Below are 23,568 nucleotides of genomic sequence, written 5' to 3' on the forward strand. Positions count from 1 at the left end.
CGCACCCGGACCCACGAATGGCAGGGGCGGTCGCTCGGCGCCCGGACGGTGACCTACGACGAGACGCGGCCCATCCTCTACGCGCTCGCGGTGGGGGCGGGGGCCTCGGACCTCGACCTGGTGTTCGAGGAGAGGCTCCGCGTCCTGCCCACGTTCGTGCTGACCCTCGCCCAGTGGGCGCCGGACGTCCTGGGCTCGGCGGGCGCGTTCGACGTGCGGACGGCCGTCCACGGGACGCAGCGCCTCCGCGTCCTGAAGCCGCTGCCGCGCTCCGGCTCGGTGGAGATGAGCGCCCGCGTCACCGACGTGTGGGACAAGGGCTCCGCGGCCGTCTTCGACGTGGCGGTCGAGAGCGAGTACTTCGAGGCGACGTGGTCGCTGTTCGCGCCGGGGAGCGGCGGTTTCGGGGGCGAGCGGGGTCCGTCGTCGCGCCGCCGTCCCGAGGCCGGTCCCGACGGCGTGCTGACCGTCGCCACCGCGTCGCGGCAGGCGGCCCTCTACCGGCTGCTCGGCGACCGCCACCACCTGCACATCGATCCGGAGGCGGCGAAGGCGGCCGGGATGCCGCGCCCGATCATGCACGGCCTGTGCACGCTCGCGGCCGTCACCCTCCCGCTCGCCGAGTCCCTCGGCGCCCACCCCGCCGACCTGGCCGAGCTCGAAGGCCGCTTCGCCGCGCCCGTCTTCCCCGGCGACGCGCTCCAGGTGAGCACCTGGCGTGACGGCGACGGCGGAGCGGTCCTGTTCGAGGCGGCCGTGGACGGGACGACGGTCATCTCGGGCGGACGCGCCCGCTTCGGCGCGGCCCGTTAGGCGGCGGCGCCATGGGCGAGCCGTCGAGCGTCGTCGTGACCGGCGGGAACCGGGGGGTGGGGCGCGCGGTCGCCGCGGAGGCCGTCCGGCGGGGTCACCGGGTGACGATCGTGGCACGGCGGCCGGACGCGGGCGCGGTCGCGGCACGGGAGGTCGGCGCGGACCTCCTCGTGGGCGACCTGTCGTCCGTGCGCACGGTCCGCGAGCTGGCCGGGGCGCTCGCCGCGGCCGGCTCCGGGCCGGGCGTGCTCGTGCACAACGCGGCGCTCTGGCCCGACCGGCGCGAGGTCAACGAGGACGGCTTCGAGCAGGCGTTCTTCACCAACCACCTGGCACCGTTCCTGCTGAACCGCCTGCTGGAGGCGCGGCTGCGCCGGGTCGTGCAGGTCAGCGCCGCCCTCTACGTGGCGGGCCGGGTCGACCCCGACCGGACGCCCGAGGGGCGGGACTTCCATCCCGTCCGGACCTACGCCGACACCAAGCTCGCGAACCTGCTGATGGTCCCGCTGTTCGCCGAGCGGTGGAAGGACACCGGCGTGACGATCGACGCGGTGCATCCGGGCGTGCTGCGCACGGACCTCACCACGCGGGGCGGGCCCCTCGGCCTGCTCATGAGGGCCGTCAAACCGACCTTGAAGCCGGTGGGGAGGGCCGCTCCGCCCGTCGTTGACCTGGTGGACTCGACCGGCACCGGACGGTACTTCCACGTCGCCAGGGAGAAGCCGCTCAAGGCCAGGGCCCGCGACGGCGCGCTCGCCCGCCGCCTCTGGGACGACGCCGAAAGCGTCCTCGCGACCATGTAGCTCCGGGCGCCTTGCCTCGCGCCCGGACCGGGCTTTGCCCGGCGCTGGGCCCGGAGTTCAAGAACTCTTCATCCGCCGTCACGGGACCGGCATCGCCTGTTTCGTCGCAGCTCAGAGGCCTTCGGCCGGCGATAGACGTCAGCTTCCGACCAACGGCGGCAGCGCGCATGAGCAAAGCGTGACATTTATTCGTATTTGTCGAAAATGTCACCGTCGCAGTGCCGTCGTTCCCGCTCCCCCTCGGGGTTCCAGCCCCGGCCCGGGGACGACTGCGGAAAGGCATCCCGATGCGACGACTCCTCACGTTCGCGCTCCCCGCCGCCCTGAGCGCGGCCCTGCTCGGCGCGGCGGCCGCGCCCGCGTCCGCGACCCCGCCCAACATCCCGTCCGCCGCCACGGCCGCGAGCCGCCTGGCGACCCTGACCGTGGCCGCCGAGTCGCACGGGAGCACCTACGACCGCGACCTGTTCCCGCACTGGATCACCATCTCCGGGACGTGCAACACCCGCGAGACCGTGCTGAAGCGGGACGGCACGAACGTCACCACGGACTCCGCGTGCGCCGCGACGTCCGGCAAGTGGTACTCGCCCTACGACGGCGCCACCTGGACGCAGGCGTCCGACCTGGACATCGACCACATGGTGCCGCTCGCCGAGGCGTGGGCGTCCGGCGCCTGGTCCTGGACGACCTCCCGCCGCCAGTCGTTCGCCAACGACCTCGGCGGCCCCCAGTTGTGGGCGGTCACCGACAACGTCAACCAGGCGAAGAGCGACAAGGACCCGGCCGAGTGGCAGCCCTCGGTCACCTCCTTCCGCTGCACCTACGCCCGTGCCTGGATCCAGGTGAAGTGGTACTGGGGCCTGACGGTGGACGGCTCGGAGAAGAGCGCCCTCACCACGATGCTCGGCACCTGCTGACCCGTCCCGGCCCGCCGCCCGGCGGCAGGGGCGGCGGGCCTCCCGGACCGGAACTTCTAGAATGTATGGCCATGTCCTTGTCGCACCTTCCCGACTCGGCACATCCGCGGGTCGCCGTCGATCCCGAGCTCTCCGGCGGGGAGCAGCGGGCGCTCCGTGAGAACCAGGACGTCCTGCCGCCGGGGACGAGCCCGCCGCCCGGCCGGTTGCACGGGCTGGTCGGCGGCGGTGCCGCCCGCCTCGCCCGCAGGCTGCACGGCCGCTACATCGTGGCCGCCGACCCCGACCCCGACGCCAAGATCCTGCTCTGCAGGGCGCAGGAGGCGATCGGCGCGGTCCTGGGATCGGAGGTGAACAAGGCCGGGCTGCTCGACGGCATGGACAACGCGCTCACCCTCCCCGCCGAGGAATGGGAGATCGCCCAGACGCTCGTGGCCCACTCGCGGATGCGGGAGGAGCAGCGAGCCCTCCGCGAGTCCGATCTGACTCCGCTCCAGAAGTCCCGGTTCGCTCCGCAGCGGGACGCCCTGCGGCGCTCCGTGGCGGCCCTGACCGGACGGATCGAGGCGCTGGAGGAGTACGCCGCGCGCACGGCGGCGGCCGACGCCGTCTACCGGAGGCGGCGGCGCGGGACCCTCCCGCCGCCCGACCGGGCCGCCGAGATGGCCGAGCTGCAGGGGCGGAACGAGGCGTACGAGGAGCTTCTGGCCCGCACCGCCGCGCACGAACTCGCGACCGAGCGGATCGGGGAACTGGCCGAGGACGCGGCGGAGATCGAGGCCGCGCTGCGCCGGGCCGCCGACGCGGGCACCCGCCTCGGCCCCGTGCCCGGCGCCTGACGCCCGGATCCGGGGGAGATGTCCATGGCATTCGCGGAACCCCCGGGAACGCCCCGACGTCAGCTCGCCCGGTGGCGGAGCAGGGCGGTGGCGATGGCGACCTGGGCGGGGTCCAGGGCGGTCTCACCGTCCTCGACGTCCCACAGCGCGTTCTGCAGTACGCGGCCGAGCGTCCAGCCGGTGGCCCGCTTCCGGTCCAGGCCGAGGGCCTCGGTGAGCAGGTCGAAGCGGCGCAGGACCGTCCGGGTGACGTCGCCGCTCGCCACCACCTCCTCCCAGCGGTTGTCCAGCGCCGGCAGCAGGTCGAATCCGGGGTCGCCGGCCAGGGGCTTGGGATCGATGGCCAGCCAGGGTTCCCGCTCGGCGGCGAGGACGTTGTCGTAGTGCAGGTCCCAGTGGAGCAGGCGGTCGCCCGGTTCGCCGACCAGTTCGGCCACGGCCGAAGCGCACGTCCGCACCAGCCGCCGGTCGGCCGGGTCGCCCAGCGCGGGCACGGCGCCGGGAACCTGGTCGAGCATGGCGGCGGCGATGTCGGCCAGACGGCGCAGGCCCTCGGGCGCCGGCACCGCCACCAGGCGCACCAGCAACTCGGCCAGGACGCCCACGGCGGTGTCGTCGTCGGCCGCCGACGACAGCGGCCGGGTCGCGTCCAGGCGTTCGAGCAGCATCGTGCCGGTGTCCGCGTCGTGGTCGAGCAGGCGCACCGCGCCGTCGCCGTCCCATACGCGCAGGCCGACCGGTTCGGTGGCATGCTCGTCGGTGACCGGCTGGAGCTTGAGCGCGGCGGGCGTGCCGTCCGCGCGGGTCACCGGCAGCACGAGCGAGGCCATGCCGTGACGTCCCGGACCGTCCAGGCGCAGCGCCCAGCGGTCCAGGAAGCCGGCGGCCAGGTCGGGCAGCGCGGCGATCCAGGCGCGGCCGGACGCGCCGAAGTGCTTGCCGTGCGAGGCGGCCAGCGCCTCGGGAACGTCGATGCGGATCGACGTGCTCATGGTCGACGTCTCCTTCGTGGGCTCCGGTTCTGGTCGCGTGTCACGAAGGAGACGTCGGCGGTGCCCGGCTTCCGGGCAGGGGTCAACGCATGCCGTGAAGGCTATCGCCCTCTCAGGACGGCGCCTCCTCGGCGCCGCGCCACATCCGCAGGTAGACCTCCGCGCCGCGCGCCATGTCCTCGGTGATCTCCGGCCCGCCGACCGCGCGGATGTCGGCGATCCAGTCCGGGACGAGGCCGTAGTTGGCGACGCCGTCGGTGTTGAGGTCCCAGGTGCGCAGCCCGGCGCGGAGGCGGTCGAGCTTCACCGCCGGGTCGATCGGCGAGGTGAAGGGGTAGCGCAGCGGGCCCGCGTCCCCGCCCGTGCGGGGCTCCGGCAGTGCGCCCATGCCGTTGGCGTCGAGCCCGTACCCGTAGCCGAACGGGCGGGCGGGATCGCGCTGGGCCTTGTTGCGCCGCCACTCGGCGGTGAACCGGTCGGCCGCGCTGCCGTACCCGGCCACCATGCCGCCGAGCCGGTAGACGCGGGGCAGGTACGTCGCGTCCATCCAGCTGTGGGACGAGATGACGCCGGGGTACCGCGCGGCCTCGAGGATGCCGAGGGTCCGGTCGGCGGCCCTCGCGCTCATGTGGTCGACCTCGACGATCATGTGCCGCTTCATCATCCCCTGGACCATGTACGCGCCGAGGCCGCTGAGCCCCCGGACGTTGCAGTGCGGGCCGCTCGGATAGACCGGGAGCGTGATCCCCGCCATCCCGAGCAGCTTCAGGATCGGCTGGAGGGCGTCGCCGACCTCGCCCGCCGGGGCGATCGTGTTGTCGTGGGCGGGGCCGGTGCACGTCTCGGCCTGCCAGAACCGCCCGGTGCCGACGAAGTTGGCGAGGTTGACGAACGCGCCCGCCACCCCGCCGTCGAACCGCACGCCGCACAGAGCGTTGTCGTACTTGTGGCACACGAACATCGAGGCCACGCCGAGGCTCCGCGCCTCGTCCAGGCCGCGGTCGATGTCGGCGCGCGTGCAGGCCGGGGCGCCGTTGACGAGCCGGCAGCCGAACGGCTCGGAGGTCTCGATGCCGAGGACGACGGCGAGCTTGCCGTCCTCGATGACCCGGCGGGCGTCCGCCGAGTCGCGCACGATCCGGAACCAGCCCTTGCCGGGGCCGCCGCTGCGCTCGTCGATGAAGGCCTGCATCTCCCGCATCCGCTGCGCCTGGAGCCGGATGCCGGCCATCTCGTCGCAGGGGTTGCGCTTGAGCGGATAGATCTCGCAGAGCTGCCGGTTGTCCACCAGATGGTTGACGAGGACGCGCTGCCCGGCCCGCCAGGACCGCTCCAGCCACTCGTAGTACACCTGCTGGTGGGTGCGGGAGTCGTAGGCGGGCCAGTCCTTGAACGTCGGCCAGCCGGTCGGGTCGTGGGTCCCGAACGGGGTGCCGTACCTGTTGAAGTTCTCCCACCAGGCGAGCACGCCGTTGCCGGCGTGGTCGGGGCAGTCGCGCAGCGCCTCCTGGATGCCGCGCGGGTCGAACGGCTTGCCGCACATGAGCGCGCCGCCGAACGCCTCGTACGCCATCAGATGGCTGTGGGCGTCGATGTAGCCGCGCACCTCGCGCGGCTCGCCCTCCGCGTGCGCGCGGGGGACGGGGAGGAGGACGAGCAGGAGAACGAGGAGGATCGGAACGCGGGTGGCACGGCGGACGGGCATGGGGGCACCTCGGCCGGGGGAGACGTCCAGTGGCTCTCCGCCGAGTGAAACACCGATCCGGCAAAATGTGAATAGTCCTCACGTCGTGGCCGGTCAGCCCGGGTGCGTCGGGAGGGTCAGGAGGACTCCGCCGCGAGCCGGTTGCTGAACCGGGCGAGCAGGGCGCTCTGGGACGTCTCCGGGAACAACCGGCCCACCAGCGGCGGGATGCGCCAGCGGACGAGGTCCTCCGGCAGGCCGGCGGCGAGCCGTCCGAGCAGGTCGCGGCGGGCGATGGCCTTTGTCTCGAAGCCGTAGCGGGACGTGGCGTGCGCGATGTCCTGCCCGGTGCGCAGCCGCCCGGACGACGTGAGGGCGTCGATCCGGTCGATGCGGTCGCTGGCCGGTGGGCGCGACTTCCGAAGAGCTCCGGTGCCGTCCGCCTCGGCGACGCTTGACGGCAGACCCTGTTGCGGATCTTGGCTTGCGAAAGAGAAGAATCCCGGTGGGAGCGGCGCACGGCCACCCCCACCGGGACTCGTTGATCAGGCTTCCGCTAGGGCGGAGTCCTCATGTGGCGCTGATGCTCACAGCACCGCCGGCGGCCGCGGCGCACCCGGGCCGCCCGGGGTCTGCGGCGGCTTCGGGAGCGGAGGCGGGTACGGGGTGGCGCAGAGCATGGCGTAGTGCATGGCTCGATCCTTTCGGTTAGGCGACCATCGGTCGCGGCCCGTAAAGCTCGTCCGCGGCTCGCGATCTTGTGCAACCCGGACCAGGGCGCGGACGGCGAGACGGGCCGGGCCTACACCCTTGTCTGTTGGGACGAGACGGATGTACCGGTCAATGGGACGCCGACGGTCGGGCGGGGGTGCGACCGGGATGATGGTGGCTCATGAGCGAGCTGACGGTTCCGGGGTTGGTGGCGCGGGCGGCGAGGGAGTTTCCGGACGCGGAGGCGGTCGTGGACGGGGACGTCCGGGTCACCTACGCCGAGCTGCGCGAGCAGGTCCGCCAGGCGACGGGCGCGTTCGTCGGCGCGGGAATCGAGCCGGGGGACCGCATCTCCATCTGGGCGCCGAACGGCCTGCGCTGGATCGTCACCGTGCTCGGCGCCCTCGGCGCCGGCGCGACGCTCGTCCCGCTCAACACCCGCTACAAGGGCGACGAGGCCCGGTGGCCGCTCTCCAAGGCCGGAGCGAAGATCCTGTTCGTGGAGGACGGGTTCCTCGGCATCGACTACCCCGGCATGCTCGGCGTGGACGGATCCGGCGCCCCCGGGCTGCCCGCGCTGCGGACGGTCGTCACGTTCAACGGCGCCGCGCGCCCGGGAGTGATCTCCTGGGACGACTTCACCGCCGAGGCCGCGCCTCCGGACGAGGCGGACGCGCGGGCCGCGGCCGTCGCGCCGGACGACGTCGCCGACATCCTGTTCACCTCCGGAACCACCGGCAGGCCCAAGGGCGCCGTGGTCACGCACGAGCAGAACGTCCGCACCTACCGGGCGTGGGCGGGCCGCACCGGCGTCCGGGCCGGCGACCGCTACCTCATCGTGAACCCGATGTTCCACACGTTCGGCTACAAGGCCGGCGTGCTGGCGTGCGTGATGCAGGGCGCCACGATGGTGCTGCAGCGCACGTTCGACGTCCCGGAGACGCTGCGGCTCATCGAGCGGGAGCGGATCACCGTCCTGCCGGGGCCGCCCACCATCTACACCGCGCTCCTGGACGCGCCCGGCCGGGACGAGCGGGACCTGTCGTCCCTGCGGCTGGCGGTGACGGGCGCGGGGGACGTGCCCGTCGCGCTGGTGCGGCGCATCAAGGACGAGCTGTTCCCCGAGGTCGTGACCGCGTACGGGCTGACCGAGTCGTCCGGCACGGTCTCGGCCTGCTCGGTGGACGACGACGACGAGACCATCGCCACCACGTCCGGCAGGCCCATCGCCGACGTCGAGGTCGCGATCGTCGACGGCCAGGGCGAGCGGGTCCCGCCCGGGACCGACGGCGCGATCCTCGTGCGCGGCTACAACGTCATGAAGGGCTACCTGGACGACCCGGAGGCGACCGCCGAGACGGTCCGCGGCGGCTGGCTCGACACCGGCGACCGCGGGCGCGTCGACGAGCGCGGCAACATCACCATCACCGGCCGCACCAAGGAGATGTTCGTCGTCGGCGGGTTCAACGTGTACCCGGCCGAGGTCGAGAACGTCCTCGCCCGCCACGACGCCGTCGCCGAGTCGGGCGTCGTCGGCGTCCCCGACGAGCGCATGGGCGAGGTGGGGCGCGCCTACGTCCGGCTCCGCCCCGGAAGGACGGCCACGCGGGACGAGCTGGTCGCGCACTGCCGGGAGCGCCTCGCGAACTTCAAGGTCCCCCGGGAGGTCGTCTTCGTGGACGACCTCCCGAAGACCGCGTCCGGCAAGATCTGGCGCGTGAAGCTCAAGGAGCGCCTCTAGAGGGCGGCGACGACCCGCGCCCTGTGCTCGGCCACGGTGCCCCACGCCGAGTACAGGGCCCGCGCCTTGCGGATCCACAGCGACGGGTCGTACTCGTCGGTGTAGCCGATCGCGCCGTGCACCTGGAGCGCGGTCTTGGCCATCCCGTAGGACGCCTCCGACGCGGCGACCTTCGCGGCGGACACGTCCCGCGCGAAGTCCGGCGTCCCGTACGCCAGCGCCGCCCCGAACACCAGCGGGCGGGCGAACTCCAGCTCGACCATCGCGCTCGCCAGATGGTGCTTGATCGCCTGGTACTCGCCGATCGGGCGGCCGAACTGCTGCCGCGTCCTGGCGTACTCGACCGACACCTCCAGCAGCGCCCGCCCGAGCCCGACCTGCTGCGCCGCGCACAGCAGCACGCCGAGGTCGGTGAACCCCGCGCCCCCGGGGACGCGGAACAGCCGCCGCGCCGGGTCCAGCGACGCGACGGCCTCCCCGGCCGCCTCCCGCTCGACGCCGTCCGCGGTGAGCACCAGGTCGGCGACGTCGGCGTCCAGCGCGTGCGGGACGGCGAGCGTCACGACCGCCTCGCCCTCGGCGATGCGGGGCAGCCACGGCGACCCGTCCAGCAGCTCGGCGGCGGCGAGCGTCTCCACGTAGGGGCCGGGCGCGGCGGCCCGCCCCAGCTCCTCCGCGGCGACGGCCAGCTCGACGGGCAGCGGCCCGGCGCCGCCCGCCTCCTCCGGGACGGCCACCGCGAACGCCCCGGCCTCGGCGACCGCCGACCACAGCGCGCGCCCCGGCCCGGTGTCCCCGGCCGCCCAGGCGCGGGCGGCGTCGGCGGTGCCGGCCGCGCCCAGCAGCTTGCGCAGCGTCTCGCCGAACATGCGCTGCTCGGCGGAGAGAACGAACTTCACCGGGACCCCCTCGGCAGGCCGAGCAGCCGCTCGGCGATCACGTTGCGCTGGATCTCGTTCGTGCCCGCGTAGATGGGGCCGGCCAGCGAGAACACGTAGTTCTCCAGCCACTCCGACTCCAGCTCGCCGTCCGGGCCGAGCAGGTCGAGCGCGGTCTCGTGCAGCGCCACGTCCAGCTCCGACCAGAACACCTTGTTCAGGCTCGACTCCGCGCCGACGTCGTCGTCCCGCGAGACCGTCTCGAACCCCTTGAGCCGGTAGGCCCGCGCCCTGATCCACGCGTCCGCGACCCGGTCCCGCAGCGCGTCGCCGGAGGCGTCCGCGCGCTCCTTCCACAGCTCGACGAGCCGCTCGGCCGCCGCGGTGAACCGGCCGGGGCTGCGCAGCGTGAGGCCGCGCTCGTTGCCGGCGGTGGCCATCGCGACCCGCCAGCCGTCCCCGGGCGCGCCGATGACGTCCTCGTCGGGGACGAAGACCTTGTCGAGGAACAGCTCGGCGAACGCGGGCTTGCCGTCCAGCCGCCCGATCGGGCGGACCGTCACGCCCTCCGCGTCCAGCGGGAACATCAGGTAGGTGAGCCCCTTGTGGCGGGACGAGTCCGGGTCCGACCGGAACAGCCCGAAACCCCGGTCCGCGAACGCCGCCCGGGAGCTCCACGTCTTCTGCCCGTCCAGCAGCCAGCCGCCGTCGGCGCGGGTCGCCGTCGCCCGCAGGGCCGCCAGGTCGCTGCCCGCGCCCGGCTCCGACCACGCCTGCGCCCAGATCACCTCGCCCGCCGCCATCGGCGGCAGGATCCGCGCGAGCTGCTCGGGCGTCCCGTGCTTGAGCAGCGTCGGCGCCAGCAGGTTGATGCCGTTCTGGCTGACCCGTCCCGGCGCGCCCGCCGCGTAGTACTCCTCCTCGAAGACCAGCCACTGCAGCACCGACGCGCCGCGCCCGCCGTACTCCTCCGGCCACGACACCACGCCCAGCCGCGCCGCCCCGAGCGTCCGCTCCCACTCGCGGTGCGCGGCGAAGCCCTCCCCGGTCTCCAGCGACGGGAGGGGCCGCGCCGGGACGTGCTCGCGCAGCCACGCCCGCACCTCGCCGCGGAACTCCTCGTCCGCCGCCCCGAACTCAAGATCCATGCGACCCTCTTTCTAACAACTGTTTGGTAGGGTATCCGCCCCTCGCCGCCCCCGCCGCCCCCTCCCGCCCAGTGAGATCCCCGGCGGCCGGGAAACCCCTCCAGAAGCCGCCGCCCGGCGGTGAGCGGAAGCCGTTCGGCGCGTCGGTGCCGCCGCTCTCCGCATCTGCCGGGGATGTCCTGTCGTGGGGCTCGTGGGCCGCCTTACGTTCTGGCCGTCCGGCAGGAGACCCACGCGGTGAGGACGGTCAGACATGGAGTCCAGAAGATGGCTTTTCGTGGTCGCCTCGGCGGCGTCGGCGGGAGCGGCGGCCGCGGCGTTCGCGGCCTCGGCGCCCGCCCGGGCGCAGGACGGGCCGCGCGCCGGAGAGGCCCCGGCCTGCGCGGAGGGGACGACCGTGCAGACAGACAAGGGCCCGGTGTGCGGGACGGCGGGGAACGGCGTCCGATCCTGGCTCGGCGTCCCCTACGCGGCGCCCCCCCGTGGGGAACCTGCGGTGGGCGCCGACGGCGCCGCCCGCGGGTTGGACGTCCACCCTTGAGGCGACCCGGCGCGGCGGCGCGTGCCCGCAGCCGCCCGGCCTCGGACCCGGCTCGACCAGCGAGGACTGCCTCAAGCTGGACATCACCGCCCCCGAGAAGACCGGCGGCGGACCGCTGCCGGTGATGGTGGAGCTGCACGGCGGCGGTTTCCGGCTCGGGTCGCCGTCCGACGGCACGCACCTCGTCAAGGAGGGCGGCGTCGTCAACGTCGGCGTGCACTACCGGCTCGGGATCTTCGGGTTCATGGCGCACGAGGGGTTCGGCGCCCACGCGGGCAACTACGCGCTGCGGGACCAGCAGGCCGCGCTGCGGCGGGTCCGGCGCAACATCGCGCGCTTCGGCGGCGACCCCCGCAACGTGACGATCTACGGCGCGTCCGCCGGAGGGTCGAGCGTCTGCGCCAACACCGCCTCCCCGGCCGCGAAGGGCCTGTTCCAGAAGGGCATCGCGCAGAGCGGCGAGTACAACTCGCTGCTCGGCGCGGACGTGCAGTGGCAGCCGCAGGACTGCAAGGCCGAGCTGCCGAGCGAGCAGGAGGCCCGGAAGGCCGGTGAGCGGTTCGCAGCCGCGCTCGGCTGCGAGGACGCCGCCTGCCTGCGCGCCCTGCCCGTCGACACGCTGCTCTCGCAGGCCGGCGACGGCATCGGCCCGGACGTCGGGACGCAGGGCCCGGTCGTGGACGGCGAGATCCTGCCGATGTCGCCCGGCCGGGCGTTCGCCGAGGGGAAGGTCAACAAGGTCACGCTGATGCACGGCGTCGACCGGGACGAGGTCCAGCTCCCGTCCGCCGACACCCCCGAGAAGTACCGGGAGTACGTCCGGCAGCAGTACGGGCCGCTCGCGAACCGCGTCCTCACGCTGTACCCGCTGGAGCGCTTCCCGGTGCCGTCCACGTTCATCGCGTACCGGACGATCGTCGCCGACTCCAACTCCGTGTGCCCCGCGCTCCTCAACGACGAACGGCTGGCCAGGCACATCCCGGTCTTCGCGTACCAGACCGACAACGCCGACGCCCCGCCCATGTTCTTCCTGGACCCGACGAAGCCGAACGGCTCCTACCACGTGAGCGAGAGCCCGTTCCTGTCGCCGTTCCCCGGCGGCGCCGAGCCGACCGCGAACCAGAAGGCGTTCGGCGCGCAGCTCACCGCCCAGTGGGCGGGGTTCGCCCGCACCGGGAACCCCACCGTGGACGGGACGCCCTACGGGCCGCGCTTCACGCGCCGGGACCCGGCCGTCCTGTCGCTCGTCCCGGCCGGGGACAGCCAGGTCACCCACGAGATCGCGGAGCAGCACCACTGCGGCTTCTGGAACCGGCACGCCCCCTTCCGGAAGATCCGCGCTGCCGGCTGACCGCCTTTGACGCCCGGTGCCACGACCTGTGCCGGACGTGACAGATGCCCCACCCCGCCCTTGATCATCGTTCGGCCCCGCGGTTTCCATGTGCGCATGCACGCCACAGTGGTCGTCCTCGTGGTCGACGCCGGCGGACGGCGGGAGGCCGCCGACGAGGTGATCCCGGTCGGGGTGGGGCGCGCGGTCCGGTTCGTCCGGCGGTCGGACGTCCGGTACGCCGAGGCCCACGGCGACTACGCCCGCCTCTACACGGGCACGGGCAGCCACCTCGTCCGGGTCTCGCTGGCCGCGCTGGAGGAGGCGTGGCGGGACGCCGGATTCGTCCGCATCCACCGGTCGCATCTGGTCGCCCTCGCCCACGTCGAGGAGATGGTCGTCGAGTCGGGGCGGTGCACGCTCCGGCTCGGCGACGCGCGGCTGACCGTCAGCCGCTGCAACGCCGGCGCCCTCCGCGACCGGCTCGTCCGGGGCGCCCTCCCCGGAACCAGAACCCCGTGAAGGAGATCCCATGCGTCACAGCAGACGGGCGGCGGCCCTCACCGCTGGAGCTTCGACACCATCGCCGACTTCCCGACCGTCGACGGCGGCACCGCCCGCGGCGGCTCCCTGGCCGGCGGAGGCGGCGCCGTGGTCTCGCACGGCATGGTCTACGTCCTGACCGGCGACATGTTCACGCCCTACCCCAACGACAGGGGCTACGCCCTCCTGGCCTTCAGCCGCTGACGCGGGCGACGCCGCAGAAGGCGTCCACCTCCGGCGGCTCGTCGAACGGGGACGGCTCGGGACGCCACCGCGACACCGGCACGACCCCCGGCTCCAGCAGCTCCAGGCCGTCGAAGAACCCGGTGATGCGCTCGGGGGAGCGAAGGTTGTAGGCGATGCCGCCCGCCTCGACGTACCGGGCGATCGCACGCGCGCGGGCGGTGTCGTCGGCACCGTCCGCCCCCGGCGCCCCGAAGACGTCGCTGCCGTCGTTGATGACGACATGGCTGCCCGGCGCGAGGGAGGCCACCAGCCGGGCGAGAACGCCCTCCGGGTCCTCCTCGTCGGTCAGGTGACCGAGGATCCCGAGGAGCAGCAGCGCCACCGGCCGGTCGAAGTCGAGCGTCTCGGCGGCCTTGGCCAGGATCACGTCCGGCTCGCGGACGTCGGCGTCGATGTAGGACGTGACGCCCTCGGGCGCGGAGGTCAGCAGCGCGCGGGCATGCGTGAGGACGAGCGGATCGTTGTCCACGTACACGACTCGCGCGTCGGGCGCGATCCGCTGCGCGACCTCATGCGTGTTGTCGACGGTGGGCAGGCCGGTGCCGATGTCGAGGAACTGCCGAATCCCGACCTCGCCCGCCAGATAGCGCACGGCACGCCCGAGAAAGGCCCGAGAATGCCGGGCGATGTCCACCTGACCAGGAAAGATCGCGAGAAACTCGTCCCCGACCTCCTGGTCGATGGGGTAGTTGTCCTTCCCGCCCAGCCAGTGGTTCCAGATCCGCGCCGAATGCGGAACCGACGAGTCGATCCGCGGATGCTCGGTCATCGAAACCCTCCAGAGGGCGGGGAGATCGTCGCGGCCGCCCATGATCCTATTGCGCCGCTCTTCGGCGCTTGACACGGCGGGACGAGGCCGCAGAGTACCAGGCCGGCGCGGCAGTTCCCGGGCGGGGGCGCCGGGCTTGGATAATGAGGAGTGGGCCGGCGGCTGACGAGGGGTGCGTATGGTCAGTGAGAACACTGCCAGGTTGGCGGTACTGATCGATGCCGACAACGCGCAGCCTGCGATCGTCGAGGCCCTGCTGGCCGAGGTCGCGAAGTACGGAACGGCCCACGTCAAGCGCGCCTACGGCGACTGGACCGGCACCAGCCTGCGGGGCTGGAAGGAGCAGCTGCTCGACCAGTCGATCCAGCCGATCCAGCAGTTCGCCTACACCAAGGGCAAGAACGCGACCGACGCCGCGATGGTCATCGACGCGATGGACCTGCTGTACTCCGACCGCTTCGACGGGTTCTGCCTCGTCTCCAGCGACAGCGACTTCACCCGCCTGGCCGCGCGCATCCGCGAGTCGGGCCTGACCGTGTACGGCTTCGGCGAGCGCAAGACGCCCAAGCCCTTCGTGGCGGCGTGCGACAAGTTCATCTACATCGAGAACCTGCTGTACGACCAGGACGCGACCACCCCGGCCGCCGCGACGCTCAAGCCGGCGCCCCCGACGCCGGCCGCCAAGCTGAAGAAGGACGCCGCCCTCGTCAACCTCCTCCGCAACGCCGTGGAAGCGGCGTCCGACGAGGACGGGTGGGCCGCCCTGGCGTCCGTCGGCCACATCATCACCAAGCAGCGCCCCGAGTTCGACTCCCGCAACTACGGCTACGCCAAGCTCAACGAGCTGATCGCCGCGACGACGCTGTTCGTCCTGGACCGCCGCAGCCCCGGCGACGGCAAGGCGAACATCATCTACGTCCGCGACAAGCGCCACCAGGACAAGAAGCCGGGCTCCTGACGGACCCGTCAGCGGCGTGCGCTCTTCGTGAAGACGCCGATGCCGTTGGCGACCGCGCGTTCTGATCCCTCCGAAGGGGTGTTGCGGACGGTCACCGCGGGCTCGCCGGGGGACCGTGCGACGAGGGCCGAGGAGCCGCCGCCGTCGAGGTTCACGGCGTCGTCGGCGCCGGCCTTGTCGAGCAGGGACGCCAGTTCGGCGACGGTCAGGCCGCCGCTGCGCTCGGACCTGCCGTCCACCACCACGAGGTAGAAGTGCCGGCCGTCGCGGCTCACCCCGGCGGCCGTGCGCGGCGCCGGGCCGGTGGCGCTCAGGCCGTCCAGCGGCCTGCCGTTCCGCAGGATCGGGAACCCGCCGACGGCGAACCGGAAGCGGACCGGCCCGGTGAAGCGGTAGGAGACCCGCACCCGGTCGCCGGGCTTGAGGCGGCGCAGCGCGTCGGCGCCCTTCTCCCGGCCGACGAGCACGGTCGTGCCGGACGGGATCGCGCCGCCGTCCACCGTGCCGGAGACCCCCGTCACCACGCCCCGCCGCACGGTCACCTCGGCGGTGTCCGTGCTGCACGGGTCGTTGCGCACCTTGTCCGTCCCGCACACCGCGCGCTGCCGCGACATATCCCCCCATTCGGGGCCGAACGCCCCGACGCCGCCGACCGGGAGCGCGTACTGGTTGAGGCCGCGCAGGGCGATGGACGTCTTGCCGGAGCGGACCGTCCCGGCCAGGCGAAGGCGCGCCACATGCCCGCGCCGGTCGACGCCGACGCCGACGACGTCCTCGGTGGACGTGCCGGGCGGCAGCGAGGGGCCGAAGCGCTGCCCGTCGGGCACGGCCCCCTTGAGCGGACGGCCGCCGTCCACCTCGGGCCCGGACGACGACCCCGTGGGCGTCACCCCGGCATGGGTCTCGCTGATGTTGAAGAAGTCGCCGTTCACCCCGGCCACGGCGTGCTGCGCGTCCGCCATCGCCGACACCGTGCGCCGCGCGGCGACCACGGGCGGCCGCAGCAGCCCGACCCCTGCCTGCCGCAGGTCGACGTCCACCAGATTCCCGGCGACCGCTCCGCCGGCCCCGGACGTCTCGAACACCCGGAACGTCGCCCCGGACGCGAGCCTCTCCGAGGAGGTGAACCGTACGTCCCCGATATCGGCCGAGACGCGGGCCCGCGCCCCGGCCGCCTCGGCGCGCTCACCCGATCCGGCACCGTCGCCAGGCGGCGCGTCCGCCCGTGCCGGAACCCACCCGATCCCGACCGCCACGACCGCCGCCGCTCCCGCGGCCGCCCACCTACCAGCCATCCGCCCACCTCTCCACCTGGCTCCTCTGCTTTCGATCATGACGCGCGCCGGGTGAAAGGCAAAGGATGCGGAGGTTGACACCCGAGGAAGATCACGCGACGCGCACCGGGGCGGTCAGCCGAAGGTGGGGAGGCCGTAGCGGTCCTGGTCGGAGGGGCGGGGGGCCTCAGGGCCGTCGCGGCCCAGGCGGAGCATGCGGCAGACGCGGACGGTGCGGAACTCGCGGCCGCGGACGTTGTACACGTGGCCCGGCGCCGCGCGGATGCCGTCGGCGATCGCGGTCCACTCGGCGAGCTCGGCGTCGGACGGGGAGCCGCCCTGGAACTCGCGGAGCCTCGGCATCAGGTCGGTGAAGTGGCGCGCCAGCCGGTCGCGGGCCTCCTCCGGGTCGTCGCCGCCGGTGAGCGGGGCCCAGGCCCCGCCGTCGACCTCCACCGCGATGAAGGTGGGCGGGAGCAGCAGGACCCCGGGGTGCGTGCGGATCGCGTGCCGCGCTTCCGTGCGGACCATCTCCGGAACGGTGCCGGGCACCGGGAGCCGCCCGACGAGGTTCAGCCGGAGTTGCGCCTCCCACTGGCCGCACGGCGCGGGCGGGTCGAGCAGGTGGTCGCGCAGCAGGGCGTCGGCGGACAGGTCGGCGTCGGTGGACCGGGGCGGCTCCATCACGCGGTCGCCGAGCAGGATGAACTTCTCCACCCGGATGACGCGGTAGCGGCGGTCGCCGATCTCCCACTCGTCCTTGGCGAGCTGCTCGCCCTCCTCGGGGTCGAGCCGCGCGGCCGCCGCGAGCATCGCGCGGGCGGTCGGGGGATCGGTCTCCCGCGCGGCGGTGGCGCGGAGGTCGATCGCGAGGTTGTAGCGGGCGCCGGCGGGACCGTCCGCGCCCAGCGACCCGATCCGCCATTCTTTCCCGAATTGCACCGCGTGGCCGAATTCGGGGGATCCTGCGGGAAAGAGCTTCGGGTACCGCTGAATCCTCTCACCGAGTTCCCGGTCCCGGACGTCCGCGACCGGATCCAGCCGGGCCACCACGTTGATGTGGTCGTACCCGGGCATCAGCGGGAAGGTCATGCCCGCATCCTGGCCGGATGCGGCAACGCCCGCACGGCTTTTCCCGTATTCGAACGCCGGAAAGATTAGAGATTGAGGTATTTGCGGTAGTTATTTGAGCGCCCTAGGGGATGAGGATGATTACGGCTTTCGCATCGTCCGGAGGGGGCGAGGGCGCCCGTCCGCGGGCCGTCCGGCACGGCGGCACGGGAGCCGACGCCGTGCCGGACGGCGGTCTCTCGGAGCGGGCGTCAGGGGCTGCCGCAGGTGACGGACGGGGCCGCCTGGTTCCCGCCCGGGGCGTTGACGGTGAACCCGAAGGAGGCGGACGCGCCCGGGGCCAGGTTGGCGTTCCAGCTCACCGGCCTCACCGTGACGACGTTGCCGCTCGTGCTCGGGGTCCCGTTCCACAGGCCGCTGATCTGCTGGCCCGAGCCCATCGTCAGGACGACCGTCCACGAGCTGACCGCACTGGCGCCCGCCGTGATGGTCACCTGGCCGTTGAAGCCCGTGTCCCACTGCGCGGTGCGGGTGTAGGCGCAGGTGACGGTGCCCGGGTCGCCGGGGTCCCCCGGGTCGCCCGGGTCCGTGCCGCCGAGGGCTTCGAGGGACGCGTTGTAAGCGGGCTTCTTGGCGTAGTTGCCGTCGAACAGCAGCGCGGCCCCCTCACCGGGGAACACGTCGGGAATCCACGAGTACCTGTCGGTGATGCCCCAGACGGTGATGACGGTGCAGCGCGACACGGCGAGGCACGCGGAGACGACCTTCTTGTAGTCGTTCGCCTGGGTGGCGAGCTTGGAGGTGTCGGCGGGCGTGGACATGCGGATGTCGAGTTCGGTGATGTGGACGTCCACGCCCAGGTCGGCGAAGCGCTGCATGTTGGCCTGCATGTCGGACGGGACGCCGCCCAGCGTCAGGTGCGCCTGCAAACCCACGCAGTCGATCGGAACGCCGCGCGCCCTGAAGTCCTTGACCATGGCGTAGACGGCATTGCTCTTCGCGTTCTGGCCGTCGATGTTGTAGTCGTTGTAGCAGAGCTTGGCGGCGGGGTCGGCCGCCCGAGCCGCCCGGAACGCCTCCTCGATGTAGCCGTCGCCGATGACGCGCTGGAACACCGAGTCGCGCCGCGCGCCGGAGCCGTCCTGGAACGCCTCGTTGACCACGTCCCAGTAGGCGATCTCGCCCGCGAAGTGGCCGGCCTCCTTCGCGATGTGGTTCCGCATGGCGCTCAGCAGGTCGTCGCGGGAGGAGATGCCGCCGACCCAGCCCGGCAGCTGGTTGTGCCACACGAGGGTGTGCCCGCGGACCTTCATGCCCTGCGCCCGGGCGTGGCCGACGAGCTGGTCGGCCGCGCCGAAGCCGAACGAGTTCCTGGACGGCTCCGTGGTGTCCCACTTCATCTCGTTCTCGGGCGTGAGCTGGTTGAACTCGCGGTCGAGCGTGGAGGCGTACGCCGACTCGCCCATGTGGGACTGGGCGGCGGCGGCGCCGAAGACGCGGCCTTTCGCCGCGGCGGCCTCCTTGAGGGTGCCCGGGGCGGCCGACGCGGGGAGCGGGACGGCCACCAGCGCCGCCAGGAGCAGTGCGCTCGCGCCGAGCAGCGCGAGGAGTGCTCTCCTCATGGTCTCCTCCTTGGGGTGGGGGACGAGAGTCATCGAAAAGTTTCGATATCTTTTCGACAGCCGAAGGGAAAGTAACCCCAGGAATCTCGGGGGTCAACGGTCTTTCCTCTGTTTTCAGAGGTCAGTGCGACTGACCTGCGATCCGGTCCGGGGTTCTTTGTCGAAAGATTTCGGGACGTGCTCGCGGAGAGCCGGTCTCCGCTCCCTCCGCGGCCCGGCCGTTGATCGGTTCCCGTCCGGCCGCAGGCCGTTTTCCTCGATTGAGGAAATGTCCTGCAAAAAATGTCGGACGGGCCATTGAAGTAATGATCGAAAGGGCATCTTTCTGGGGAGGGGCGGAACGGAATCCATAGCGCATGCCGGTCGTTTTCCGCTTGCCCCCGGAACAGTGGACCGCGGCGTCCGGCGGGCTCCGCGGCGGAAGGGAGATCGATGGAATCTTCGGCAGTGCCGCGCGCCGACCTCGTGCTGGAGGGCGGCGGCGTGAAGGGCATCGCGCTGGTCGGCGCGATCGCCGAGACGCAGGCGCGGGGATACCGGCTCGGCGCGCCGGCCCGCGTCGCGGGGACGTCCGCCGGCGCGATCGTCGGAGCGCTGCTGGCCGCCGGGATGCCGGTCCCGGAGATGGTCGACCTCATGCGGAACCTCGACTACCGGTCGTTCCGGGACGGCTCGCGCTTCGGCGTCGTGCGGGGCCTTTCCCTGCTCACCACCCTCGGGCTGCACAAGGGCGACGCCCTGCACCGGTGGATCTCCGCGCACCTGAAGGAATGCGGGGTCGAGACGTTCGGGCAGTTGAGACTGCGCGATCCCGATTCGGCGCTCCCGCCGGAGCGCGCCTACAAACTCGTCGTCGTGGTCTCCGACATCAGCAGCGGGCGAATGGTCCGCCTTCCGTGGGACTACGAACGGTACGGTCTGGATCCCGACGAGCAGTCCGTCGCGGACGCGGTGCGCGCCTCGGCGTCCATTCCGGTGTTCTTCCGGCCGCGCCGCGTCTCCCGGAAGGACGGCCGCGCCTGCGTCCAGGTGGACGGCGGGATGCTCTCCAACTACCCGATCACCATCTTCGACCGGGAGGACCGCGAGCCTCGCTGGCCGACCTTCGGAGTGAAGCTGTCGGCCCGCCCTCTTCCCGGGGGCGCCTTCCCGCAGTGGCGCGCCGTCCGCGGCCCCGTCGGCTACGGGCGCGCGCTCGTCTCGACGATGGCGGAGGCGCACGACCGGGTGCAGATGGACGAGCCGGCCATCGTGGCCCGCACCATGTTCGCCCCCACCGGCGGCGTCCTCGCGACCGACTTCGACCTCGACGCGGCGACCCGCGACCGTCTCTACGCGGCGGGCCGCGAGGCCGCGGCCCGCTTCCTGGACGACTGGGACCACCGCACCTACCTGGCGCGCCACCGGGCTCCCCGCCCTCTCACGAGCCCGGCCCCCGACTGACCGCGCCGTTTGTCGAATCTACGTACTTACGTAATAATGGAGTGGTGGCGGAGGAGACGCTGGCGGAACGGGTCGCGCGCCTGGAAGAGCGCGTGGCCGCGCTGGAAGGGGCCGCGCCCGCCGCCGGACGCCCCGAACCGTCCGGCACGTTCTGGGCCCTGGACGCCCTGAAAGAGCGGGCCGCCGAGCCCGGCGCCGTGCTGTTCACCGGCTCGGTGACGCTCCCGTCCGGAGAGCACTACGAATGGCAGCAGGGGCACCCGACCGGCGACCTGCTGTCGGACGACTGGTCGCAGAACGCCGAGACGCTTTCGGCGCTCGCGCATCCCGTCCGGCTGCTGCTGCTCCGAAAGATCCTTCAGGGCGCGCGCACCACAGCCGAGCTGGCCGACCACGAGAGCCTCGGCACGACCGGCCAGCTCTACCACCACCTGCGGCAGCTGGTCGCGGCCGGCTGGCTGCGCACCACCGGGCGCGGACGCTACAGCGTCCCCGGTGAACGGGTCGTGCCGATTCTGACCGTGCTGGCGGCCACCCGCCGCTGACCGACCCGACGGAGGGGCGATGCTCAGGAAACTCGCACGATTCCGGATGCCGTTCATCTTGCTCGGCCTGGTGCTCGCGCTCCCCGCGCCCCTGCACGGCATCGACGCGCTCTGGTGGCTCGGGACGGCCATCGTCGTGGCCGGGGTCGTGCTGTTCTTCGTGCGCAGCGGCCCCTCCGACGCGGAACCGGTCGTCCTGCTCAGCCCGATCGAAGGACGCTGGGTACCCGTCAACAGCCCCGCCGACAGGGTGCCCAGCCACGGAACCCACGAACTGGGCCAGACCTATGCGATCGACCTGGTCCACGTCCCGGACGGCGAATGGAGCGCGGTGCGGGGCTGGCCTCTCGCGGCGCGCCCGGACTCGTTCCCGTCCTTCGGGCAGGAGGTCCTCGCGCCGGCCGACGGCGTCGTCGTCCAGGCGAGCGGATGGCAGCGCGATCACTGGAGCCGGAACTCCTGGCCCGGTTTCCTCTACCTGATGGTCGAGGGGATGGTGTTCCGCCAGATACTGTCGCTGCTGACCCTCTCGGCGGGACGGTTCGTCGTCGGCAACTCCGTCACCCTCGATCTGGGCGACGGGGTGTACGCGGTCTTCGCCCACCTGCGCCGCGGCTCGTTGCGCGTCTCCAAGGGCGACCGGGTCCGGGCCGGGGACGTCCTCGGCCAGGTCGGCAACTCCGGCAACTCCTCCGAGCCGCACCTGCACTTCCACCTCATGGACCGGCCGCGCCCGCTGGCCGCCGCCGGCCTTCCGTTCGCCTTCCCCTACGAGAGCGGAGGCGAGAACCGGTCCGGCGTCCCCGGCGGGCGCCGCCCCTTCACCACGGGGGTCGGCGCGCCGACGCGATAGGCCGAGGCCGGGGTCAGAGCGTGGCGGCGAGTTCGTCGAGGGCGGTGGTGAGCACGTCCACGCCCTTCAGGAACTCGGCGATCTCGATGTGCTCCTCGTCGGAGTGGTCCAGCGAGCTGTCGCCCGGCCCGTACGTCGCCATGGGCACGTCCCAGTGCGGGGCGACGGTGTTCATGTCGGACGTGCCCGTCTTGAGGGTGGGCCTGGGCGTCCCGCCGTGCCGCCGGATGGCCGCCGACACCGCCCGCACCACCGGGTCGGTCCGCCCGCGCCGGACCGCCGGGACGTGCCGGACGATCGTGACCTCGCCGCCGTTCGCGCGAGCACGCAGCCGGGCGGCCAGGGCCTCGGCGTCGTACCCGGGCGGGACGCGGCAGTCGACGTCGAGCCGCGCCTCGGTGAGGTCGCCGTGGACGCCGCGCAGGGTGGCGGCGGGCAGCCCGAACGCGCCGTGGTCGCGCTCGGGGCCGAGCGCCTCCAGCAGGTCGTGCCAGAACGCCACCGCGACCTCGGTGGCCTTGGCGCAGGGGTTGGTGGAGTGCGTCGCGGCGCGGGCCACCCGGTACCCGATGTCGATCTTGCCCTTGTAGCCGAGCACGACCCGCGACCAGCCGCTCGGCTCCCCGACCAGCAGCGCGTCCGGCGCGGGGACGGTGCGCGCCAGATGCTCGCCGCCCCGCGACAGCCGTTCCTCCTCCACCGCGCCCACGACCCGCAGGGTGCCGGGGAACGAGGGCCGGGCCGCCGCCGCGCTGATCATCGCGGCGAGCGGCCCCTTGGCGTCCGCGGCGCCCCGGCCCACGAGGCGGCCGCCCTCGCGCCGCGCGGGCAGCGGCCGGTCGACGGTGTCGAGGTGGCCGAGCAGCATCACCACGGGCCCCCGGCCGGTGCCGATGTCGCCGATCACGTTGCCGGCCTCGTCGCGTCCCGCGGCCATGCCGAGGTCGTTCATGGCCTTCTCCAGGTACCGCGCCAGCTCGTCCTCCCGGCCGGACGGGGAGGGGATCGACAGCATCGCGTGCAGCAGGTCGACGGGGCCGCTCATGTGATCTCCAGTGTCGTGCCGGCGCCGGCCAGGGCCGCGGTGACCGGGCGGGGGATCCGCCCGTCGCCGATCGACACCCGGGGGACGCCCGCGAGCAGGGCCTCGCGGGAGGCGATGAGCTTGCGGTGCATGCCGCCGCTCGCCGCGTGGGGGACGGGGCCCTCGCGCGGGAGCGGGCAGCGGTCGAGCAGGGAGCCCTCGTCGGACGGGTCGCGCAGCACGCCCGGCGCCGCCGTCAGCAGGACCAGCCGCTCGGCGCGCAGCGCGCCCGCGACCGCCGCCGCGACCCGGTCGGCGTCCACGTTCACCGGCGCGCCGTCCTCGCCCAGAGCAGGCGGCGACACCACGGGCACGAAACCGGCGCCGACCAGCACGTTCAACACCCGCGGCCGGACGCCGGTGAGCCGTCCGCTGTGGTCGTCCCGGACGATGACGGTGCGGCCGTCGCGCACGGTGCGCTGCGCGGGCTTGCGCCGCGCCCGCAGCAGCCCGCCGTCCAGTCCCGTCAGCCCGACGGCCGGGACGCCGTTGGCGGCGAGGGCGCGCAGCAGCCGCGGCTTGACCCGTCCGGCGAGCGCCAGCGTGAGCACCTCCAGCGTGGCCGGATCGGTGTGGCGGCTGGTCACGCCGCTCGGCGAGACGAGGGTGCGGGCGGGCACGCCGAGGTCCGCGGCGAGCCGGTCGACGTCGGCGGCGCCGCCGTGCACGAGGACGGCCCGGCCCGCGAGCCCGGCGAGGTCCGCGCACACCGTCTCGGCGGGCACCGCGCCGCCGCACTTCACCACGACGATCCCTCTCACAC

Annotated in this window: 22 protein-coding genes; 12 read left to right on the forward strand and 10 right to left on the reverse strand. The window is 73.2% G+C overall.

Going from position 1 to position 23,568, the window contains the following annotated elements; translation table 11 throughout:
• Nucleotides 1–48 precede the first annotated feature (48 nt).
• The 4 genes from AB0K37_RS04020 to AB0K37_RS04035 all read left to right on the forward strand — a co-directional run bounded on the left by AB0K37_RS04020 (nt 49) and on the right by AB0K37_RS04035 (nt 3,372).
• Complete coding sequence (locus AB0K37_RS04020) at nt 49–813, forward strand: MaoC/PaaZ C-terminal domain-containing protein (RefSeq protein ID WP_363974423.1); 765 nt, start codon at nt 49–51, stop codon at nt 811–813.
• Between the two features lie 11 nt (nt 814–824).
• Nucleotides 825–1,616, forward strand: a complete 792-nt coding sequence (locus tag AB0K37_RS04025; protein WP_363974426.1) for an SDR family NAD(P)-dependent oxidoreductase — start codon at nt 825–827, stop codon at nt 1,614–1,616.
• 287 nt (nt 1,617–1,903) lie between these two features.
• On the forward strand, nt 1,904–2,533 hold the full coding sequence (locus AB0K37_RS04030; protein ID WP_363974429.1) for an HNH endonuclease family protein: 630 nt from the start codon (nt 1,904–1,906) through the stop codon (nt 2,531–2,533).
• A gap of 71 nt (nt 2,534–2,604) precedes the next feature.
• Nucleotides 2,605–3,372, forward strand: a complete 768-nt coding sequence (locus AB0K37_RS04035) for a hypothetical protein (protein WP_363974432.1) — start codon at nt 2,605–2,607, stop codon at nt 3,370–3,372.
• Nucleotides 3,373–3,431: 59 nt separating this feature from the next.
• Here the strand turns inward: AB0K37_RS04035 and AB0K37_RS04040 are convergent, their stop codons facing one another.
• Both AB0K37_RS04040 and AB0K37_RS04045 read right to left on the reverse strand, forming a co-directional pair.
• On the reverse strand, nt 3,432–4,364 hold the full coding sequence (locus AB0K37_RS04040; protein WP_363974435.1) for an aminoglycoside phosphotransferase family protein: 933 nt from the start codon (nt 4,362–4,364) through the stop codon (nt 3,432–3,434).
• 112 nt (nt 4,365–4,476) lie between these two features.
• Nucleotides 4,477–6,069 carry a Coagulation factor 5/8 type domain-containing protein gene (locus tag AB0K37_RS04045; protein ID WP_363974438.1) on the reverse strand — a complete coding sequence of 531 codons (1,593 nt, stop codon included), beginning with the start codon at nt 6,067–6,069 and terminating at the stop codon, nt 4,477–4,479.
• Nucleotides 6,070–6,940: 871 nt separating this feature from the next.
• Here AB0K37_RS04045 and AB0K37_RS04050 point away from each other — a divergent pair.
• Nucleotides 6,941–8,500, forward strand: a complete 1,560-nt coding sequence (locus AB0K37_RS04050; RefSeq protein ID WP_363974441.1) for a FadD3 family acyl-CoA ligase — start codon at nt 6,941–6,943, stop codon at nt 8,498–8,500.
• Here AB0K37_RS04050 and AB0K37_RS04055 read toward each other — a convergent pair.
• Both AB0K37_RS04055 and AB0K37_RS04060 read right to left on the reverse strand, forming a co-directional pair.
• On the reverse strand, nt 8,497–9,399 hold the full coding sequence (locus AB0K37_RS04055) for an acyl-CoA dehydrogenase family protein (protein ID WP_363974444.1): 903 nt from the start codon (nt 9,397–9,399) through the stop codon (nt 8,497–8,499). The genes AB0K37_RS04050 and AB0K37_RS04055 overlap by 4 nt on opposite strands.
• Nucleotides 9,396–10,526, reverse strand: coding sequence for an acyl-CoA dehydrogenase family protein (locus AB0K37_RS04060; protein WP_363974447.1), 1,131 nt, complete (start codon nt 10,524–10,526; stop codon nt 9,396–9,398). Before AB0K37_RS04060 ends, AB0K37_RS04055 begins: the two co-directional genes overlap by 4 nt.
• A gap of 253 nt (nt 10,527–10,779) precedes the next feature.
• Between AB0K37_RS04060 and AB0K37_RS04065 the strand changes: the two genes are divergently transcribed.
• From AB0K37_RS04065 to AB0K37_RS04075, 3 genes are all read left to right on the forward strand, one after another.
• The gene (locus AB0K37_RS04065) at nt 10,780–11,067 is read left to right on the forward strand and encodes a hypothetical protein (protein ID WP_363974450.1); all 288 of its coding nucleotides are present in this window, start codon (nt 10,780–10,782) and stop codon (nt 11,065–11,067) included.
• Entirely contained in the window at nt 11,009–12,418 is a 1,410-nt protein-coding gene (locus AB0K37_RS04070; RefSeq protein WP_363974453.1) for a carboxylesterase family protein, read from the forward strand. Before AB0K37_RS04065 ends, AB0K37_RS04070 begins: the two co-directional genes overlap by 59 nt.
• Nucleotides 12,419–12,514: 96 nt before the next feature.
• The gene (locus tag AB0K37_RS04075; protein WP_363974456.1) at nt 12,515–12,919 is read left to right on the forward strand and encodes a LytTR family DNA-binding domain-containing protein; all 405 of its coding nucleotides are present in this window, start codon (nt 12,515–12,517) and stop codon (nt 12,917–12,919) included.
• A 214-nt stretch (nt 12,920–13,133) separates the two neighbouring features.
• Here the strand turns inward: AB0K37_RS04075 and AB0K37_RS04080 are convergent, their stop codons facing one another.
• Entirely contained in the window at nt 13,134–13,955 is an 822-nt protein-coding gene (locus tag AB0K37_RS04080) for an SAM-dependent methyltransferase (RefSeq protein ID WP_363974458.1), read from the reverse strand.
• Between the two features lie 202 nt (nt 13,956–14,157).
• Between AB0K37_RS04080 and AB0K37_RS04085 the strand changes: the two genes are divergently transcribed.
• Nucleotides 14,158–14,913, forward strand: a complete 756-nt coding sequence (locus tag AB0K37_RS04085) for an NYN domain-containing protein (protein WP_363974461.1) — start codon at nt 14,158–14,160, stop codon at nt 14,911–14,913.
• A gap of 8 nt (nt 14,914–14,921) precedes the next feature.
• On the opposite strand, the gene AB0K37_RS04090 is transcribed toward AB0K37_RS04085, so the two are convergent.
• From AB0K37_RS04090 to AB0K37_RS04100, 3 genes are all read right to left on the reverse strand, one after another.
• A complete protein-coding gene (locus AB0K37_RS04090) occupies nt 14,922–16,208 on the reverse strand; it encodes a phosphodiester glycosidase family protein (RefSeq protein WP_363974464.1) in 1,287 nt (428 codons plus the stop codon).
• 114 nt (nt 16,209–16,322) lie between these two features.
• Nucleotides 16,323–17,279, reverse strand: a complete 957-nt coding sequence (locus AB0K37_RS04095) for a DUF5954 family protein (RefSeq protein WP_363974467.1) — start codon at nt 17,277–17,279, stop codon at nt 16,323–16,325.
• A 230-nt stretch (nt 17,280–17,509) separates the two neighbouring features.
• On the reverse strand, nt 17,510–18,880 hold the full coding sequence (locus AB0K37_RS04100; protein ID WP_363974470.1) for an endo-1,4-beta-xylanase: 1,371 nt from the start codon (nt 18,878–18,880) through the stop codon (nt 17,510–17,512).
• Between the two features lie 432 nt (nt 18,881–19,312).
• Here AB0K37_RS04100 and AB0K37_RS04105 point away from each other — a divergent pair, with 432 nt between their 5' ends.
• The 3 genes from AB0K37_RS04105 to AB0K37_RS04115 are packed head-to-tail and all read left to right on the forward strand — an operon-like array spanning nt 19,313 to nt 21,721.
• Nucleotides 19,313–20,323 carry a patatin-like phospholipase family protein gene (locus tag AB0K37_RS04105; RefSeq protein WP_363974473.1) on the forward strand — a complete coding sequence of 337 codons (1,011 nt, stop codon included), beginning with the start codon at nt 19,313–19,315 and terminating at the stop codon, nt 20,321–20,323.
• Nucleotides 20,324–20,367: 44 nt separating this feature from the next.
• Complete coding sequence (locus AB0K37_RS04110; RefSeq protein WP_363974475.1) at nt 20,368–20,868, forward strand: ArsR family transcriptional regulator; 501 nt, start codon at nt 20,368–20,370, stop codon at nt 20,866–20,868.
• Nucleotides 20,869–20,914: 46 nt separating this feature from the next.
• Complete coding sequence (locus tag AB0K37_RS04115; RefSeq protein ID WP_363974478.1) at nt 20,915–21,721, forward strand: M23 family metallopeptidase; 807 nt, start codon at nt 20,915–20,917, stop codon at nt 21,719–21,721.
• Between the two features lie 13 nt (nt 21,722–21,734).
• On the opposite strand, the gene AB0K37_RS04120 is transcribed toward AB0K37_RS04115, so the two are convergent.
• Both AB0K37_RS04120 and AB0K37_RS04125 read right to left on the reverse strand, forming a co-directional pair.
• The gene (locus AB0K37_RS04120; RefSeq protein ID WP_363974481.1) at nt 21,735–22,766 is read right to left on the reverse strand and encodes a M20/M25/M40 family metallo-hydrolase; all 1,032 of its coding nucleotides are present in this window, start codon (nt 22,764–22,766) and stop codon (nt 21,735–21,737) included.
• Entirely contained in the window at nt 22,763–23,566 is an 804-nt protein-coding gene (locus AB0K37_RS04125) for a [LysW]-aminoadipate kinase (protein WP_363974484.1), read from the reverse strand. The genes AB0K37_RS04120 and AB0K37_RS04125 overlap by 4 nt, the downstream gene beginning before the upstream one ends.
• Nucleotides 23,567–23,568: the final 2 nt, after the last annotated feature.

The sequence above is a fragment of the Actinomadura sp. NPDC049753 genome (assembly GCF_040674655.1).
GTDB lineage: Bacteria > Actinomycetota > Actinomycetes > Streptosporangiales > Streptosporangiaceae > Spirillospora > Spirillospora verrucosospora.

Excerpts from the sequence above, each read along its gene's own strand:
- AB0K37_RS04025 (WP_363974426.1), top strand. The coding sequence starts at position 825 with ATGGGCGAGCCGTCGAGCGTCGTCGTGACCGGCGGGAACCGGGGGGTG.
- AB0K37_RS04030 (WP_363974429.1), top strand. The coding sequence starts at position 1,904 with ATGCGACGACTCCTCACGTTCGCGCTCCCCGCCGCCCTGAGCGCGGCC.
- AB0K37_RS04035 (WP_363974432.1), top strand. The coding sequence starts at position 2,605 with ATGTCCTTGTCGCACCTTCCCGACTCGGCACATCCGCGGGTCGCCGTC.
- AB0K37_RS04040 (WP_363974435.1), bottom strand. The coding sequence starts at position 4,364 with ATGAGCACGTCGATCCGCATCGACGTTCCCGAGGCGCTGGCCGCCTCG.
- AB0K37_RS04045 (WP_363974438.1), bottom strand. The coding sequence starts at position 6,069 with ATGCCCGTCCGCCGTGCCACCCGCGTTCCGATCCTCCTCGTTCTCCTG.
- AB0K37_RS04050 (WP_363974441.1), top strand. The coding sequence starts at position 6,941 with ATGAGCGAGCTGACGGTTCCGGGGTTGGTGGCGCGGGCGGCGAGGGAG.
- AB0K37_RS04060 (WP_363974447.1), bottom strand. The coding sequence starts at position 10,526 with ATGGATCTTGAGTTCGGGGCGGCGGACGAGGAGTTCCGCGGCGAGGTG.
- AB0K37_RS04065 (WP_363974450.1), top strand. The coding sequence starts at position 10,780 with ATGGAGTCCAGAAGATGGCTTTTCGTGGTCGCCTCGGCGGCGTCGGCG.
- AB0K37_RS04075 (WP_363974456.1), top strand. The coding sequence starts at position 12,515 with ATGCACGCCACAGTGGTCGTCCTCGTGGTCGACGCCGGCGGACGGCGG.
- AB0K37_RS04080 (WP_363974458.1), bottom strand. The coding sequence starts at position 13,955 with ATGACCGAGCATCCGCGGATCGACTCGTCGGTTCCGCATTCGGCGCGG.
- AB0K37_RS04090 (WP_363974464.1), bottom strand. The coding sequence starts at position 16,208 with ATGGCTGGTAGGTGGGCGGCCGCGGGAGCGGCGGCGGTCGTGGCGGTC.
- AB0K37_RS04095 (WP_363974467.1), bottom strand. The coding sequence starts at position 17,279 with ATGACCTTCCCGCTGATGCCCGGGTACGACCACATCAACGTGGTGGCC.
- AB0K37_RS04100 (WP_363974470.1), bottom strand. The coding sequence starts at position 18,880 with ATGAGGAGAGCACTCCTCGCGCTGCTCGGCGCGAGCGCACTGCTCCTG.
- AB0K37_RS04105 (WP_363974473.1), top strand. The coding sequence starts at position 19,313 with ATGGAATCTTCGGCAGTGCCGCGCGCCGACCTCGTGCTGGAGGGCGGC.
- AB0K37_RS04115 (WP_363974478.1), top strand. The coding sequence starts at position 20,915 with ATGCCGTTCATCTTGCTCGGCCTGGTGCTCGCGCTCCCCGCGCCCCTG.
- AB0K37_RS04120 (WP_363974481.1), bottom strand. The coding sequence starts at position 22,766 with ATGAGCGGCCCCGTCGACCTGCTGCACGCGATGCTGTCGATCCCCTCC.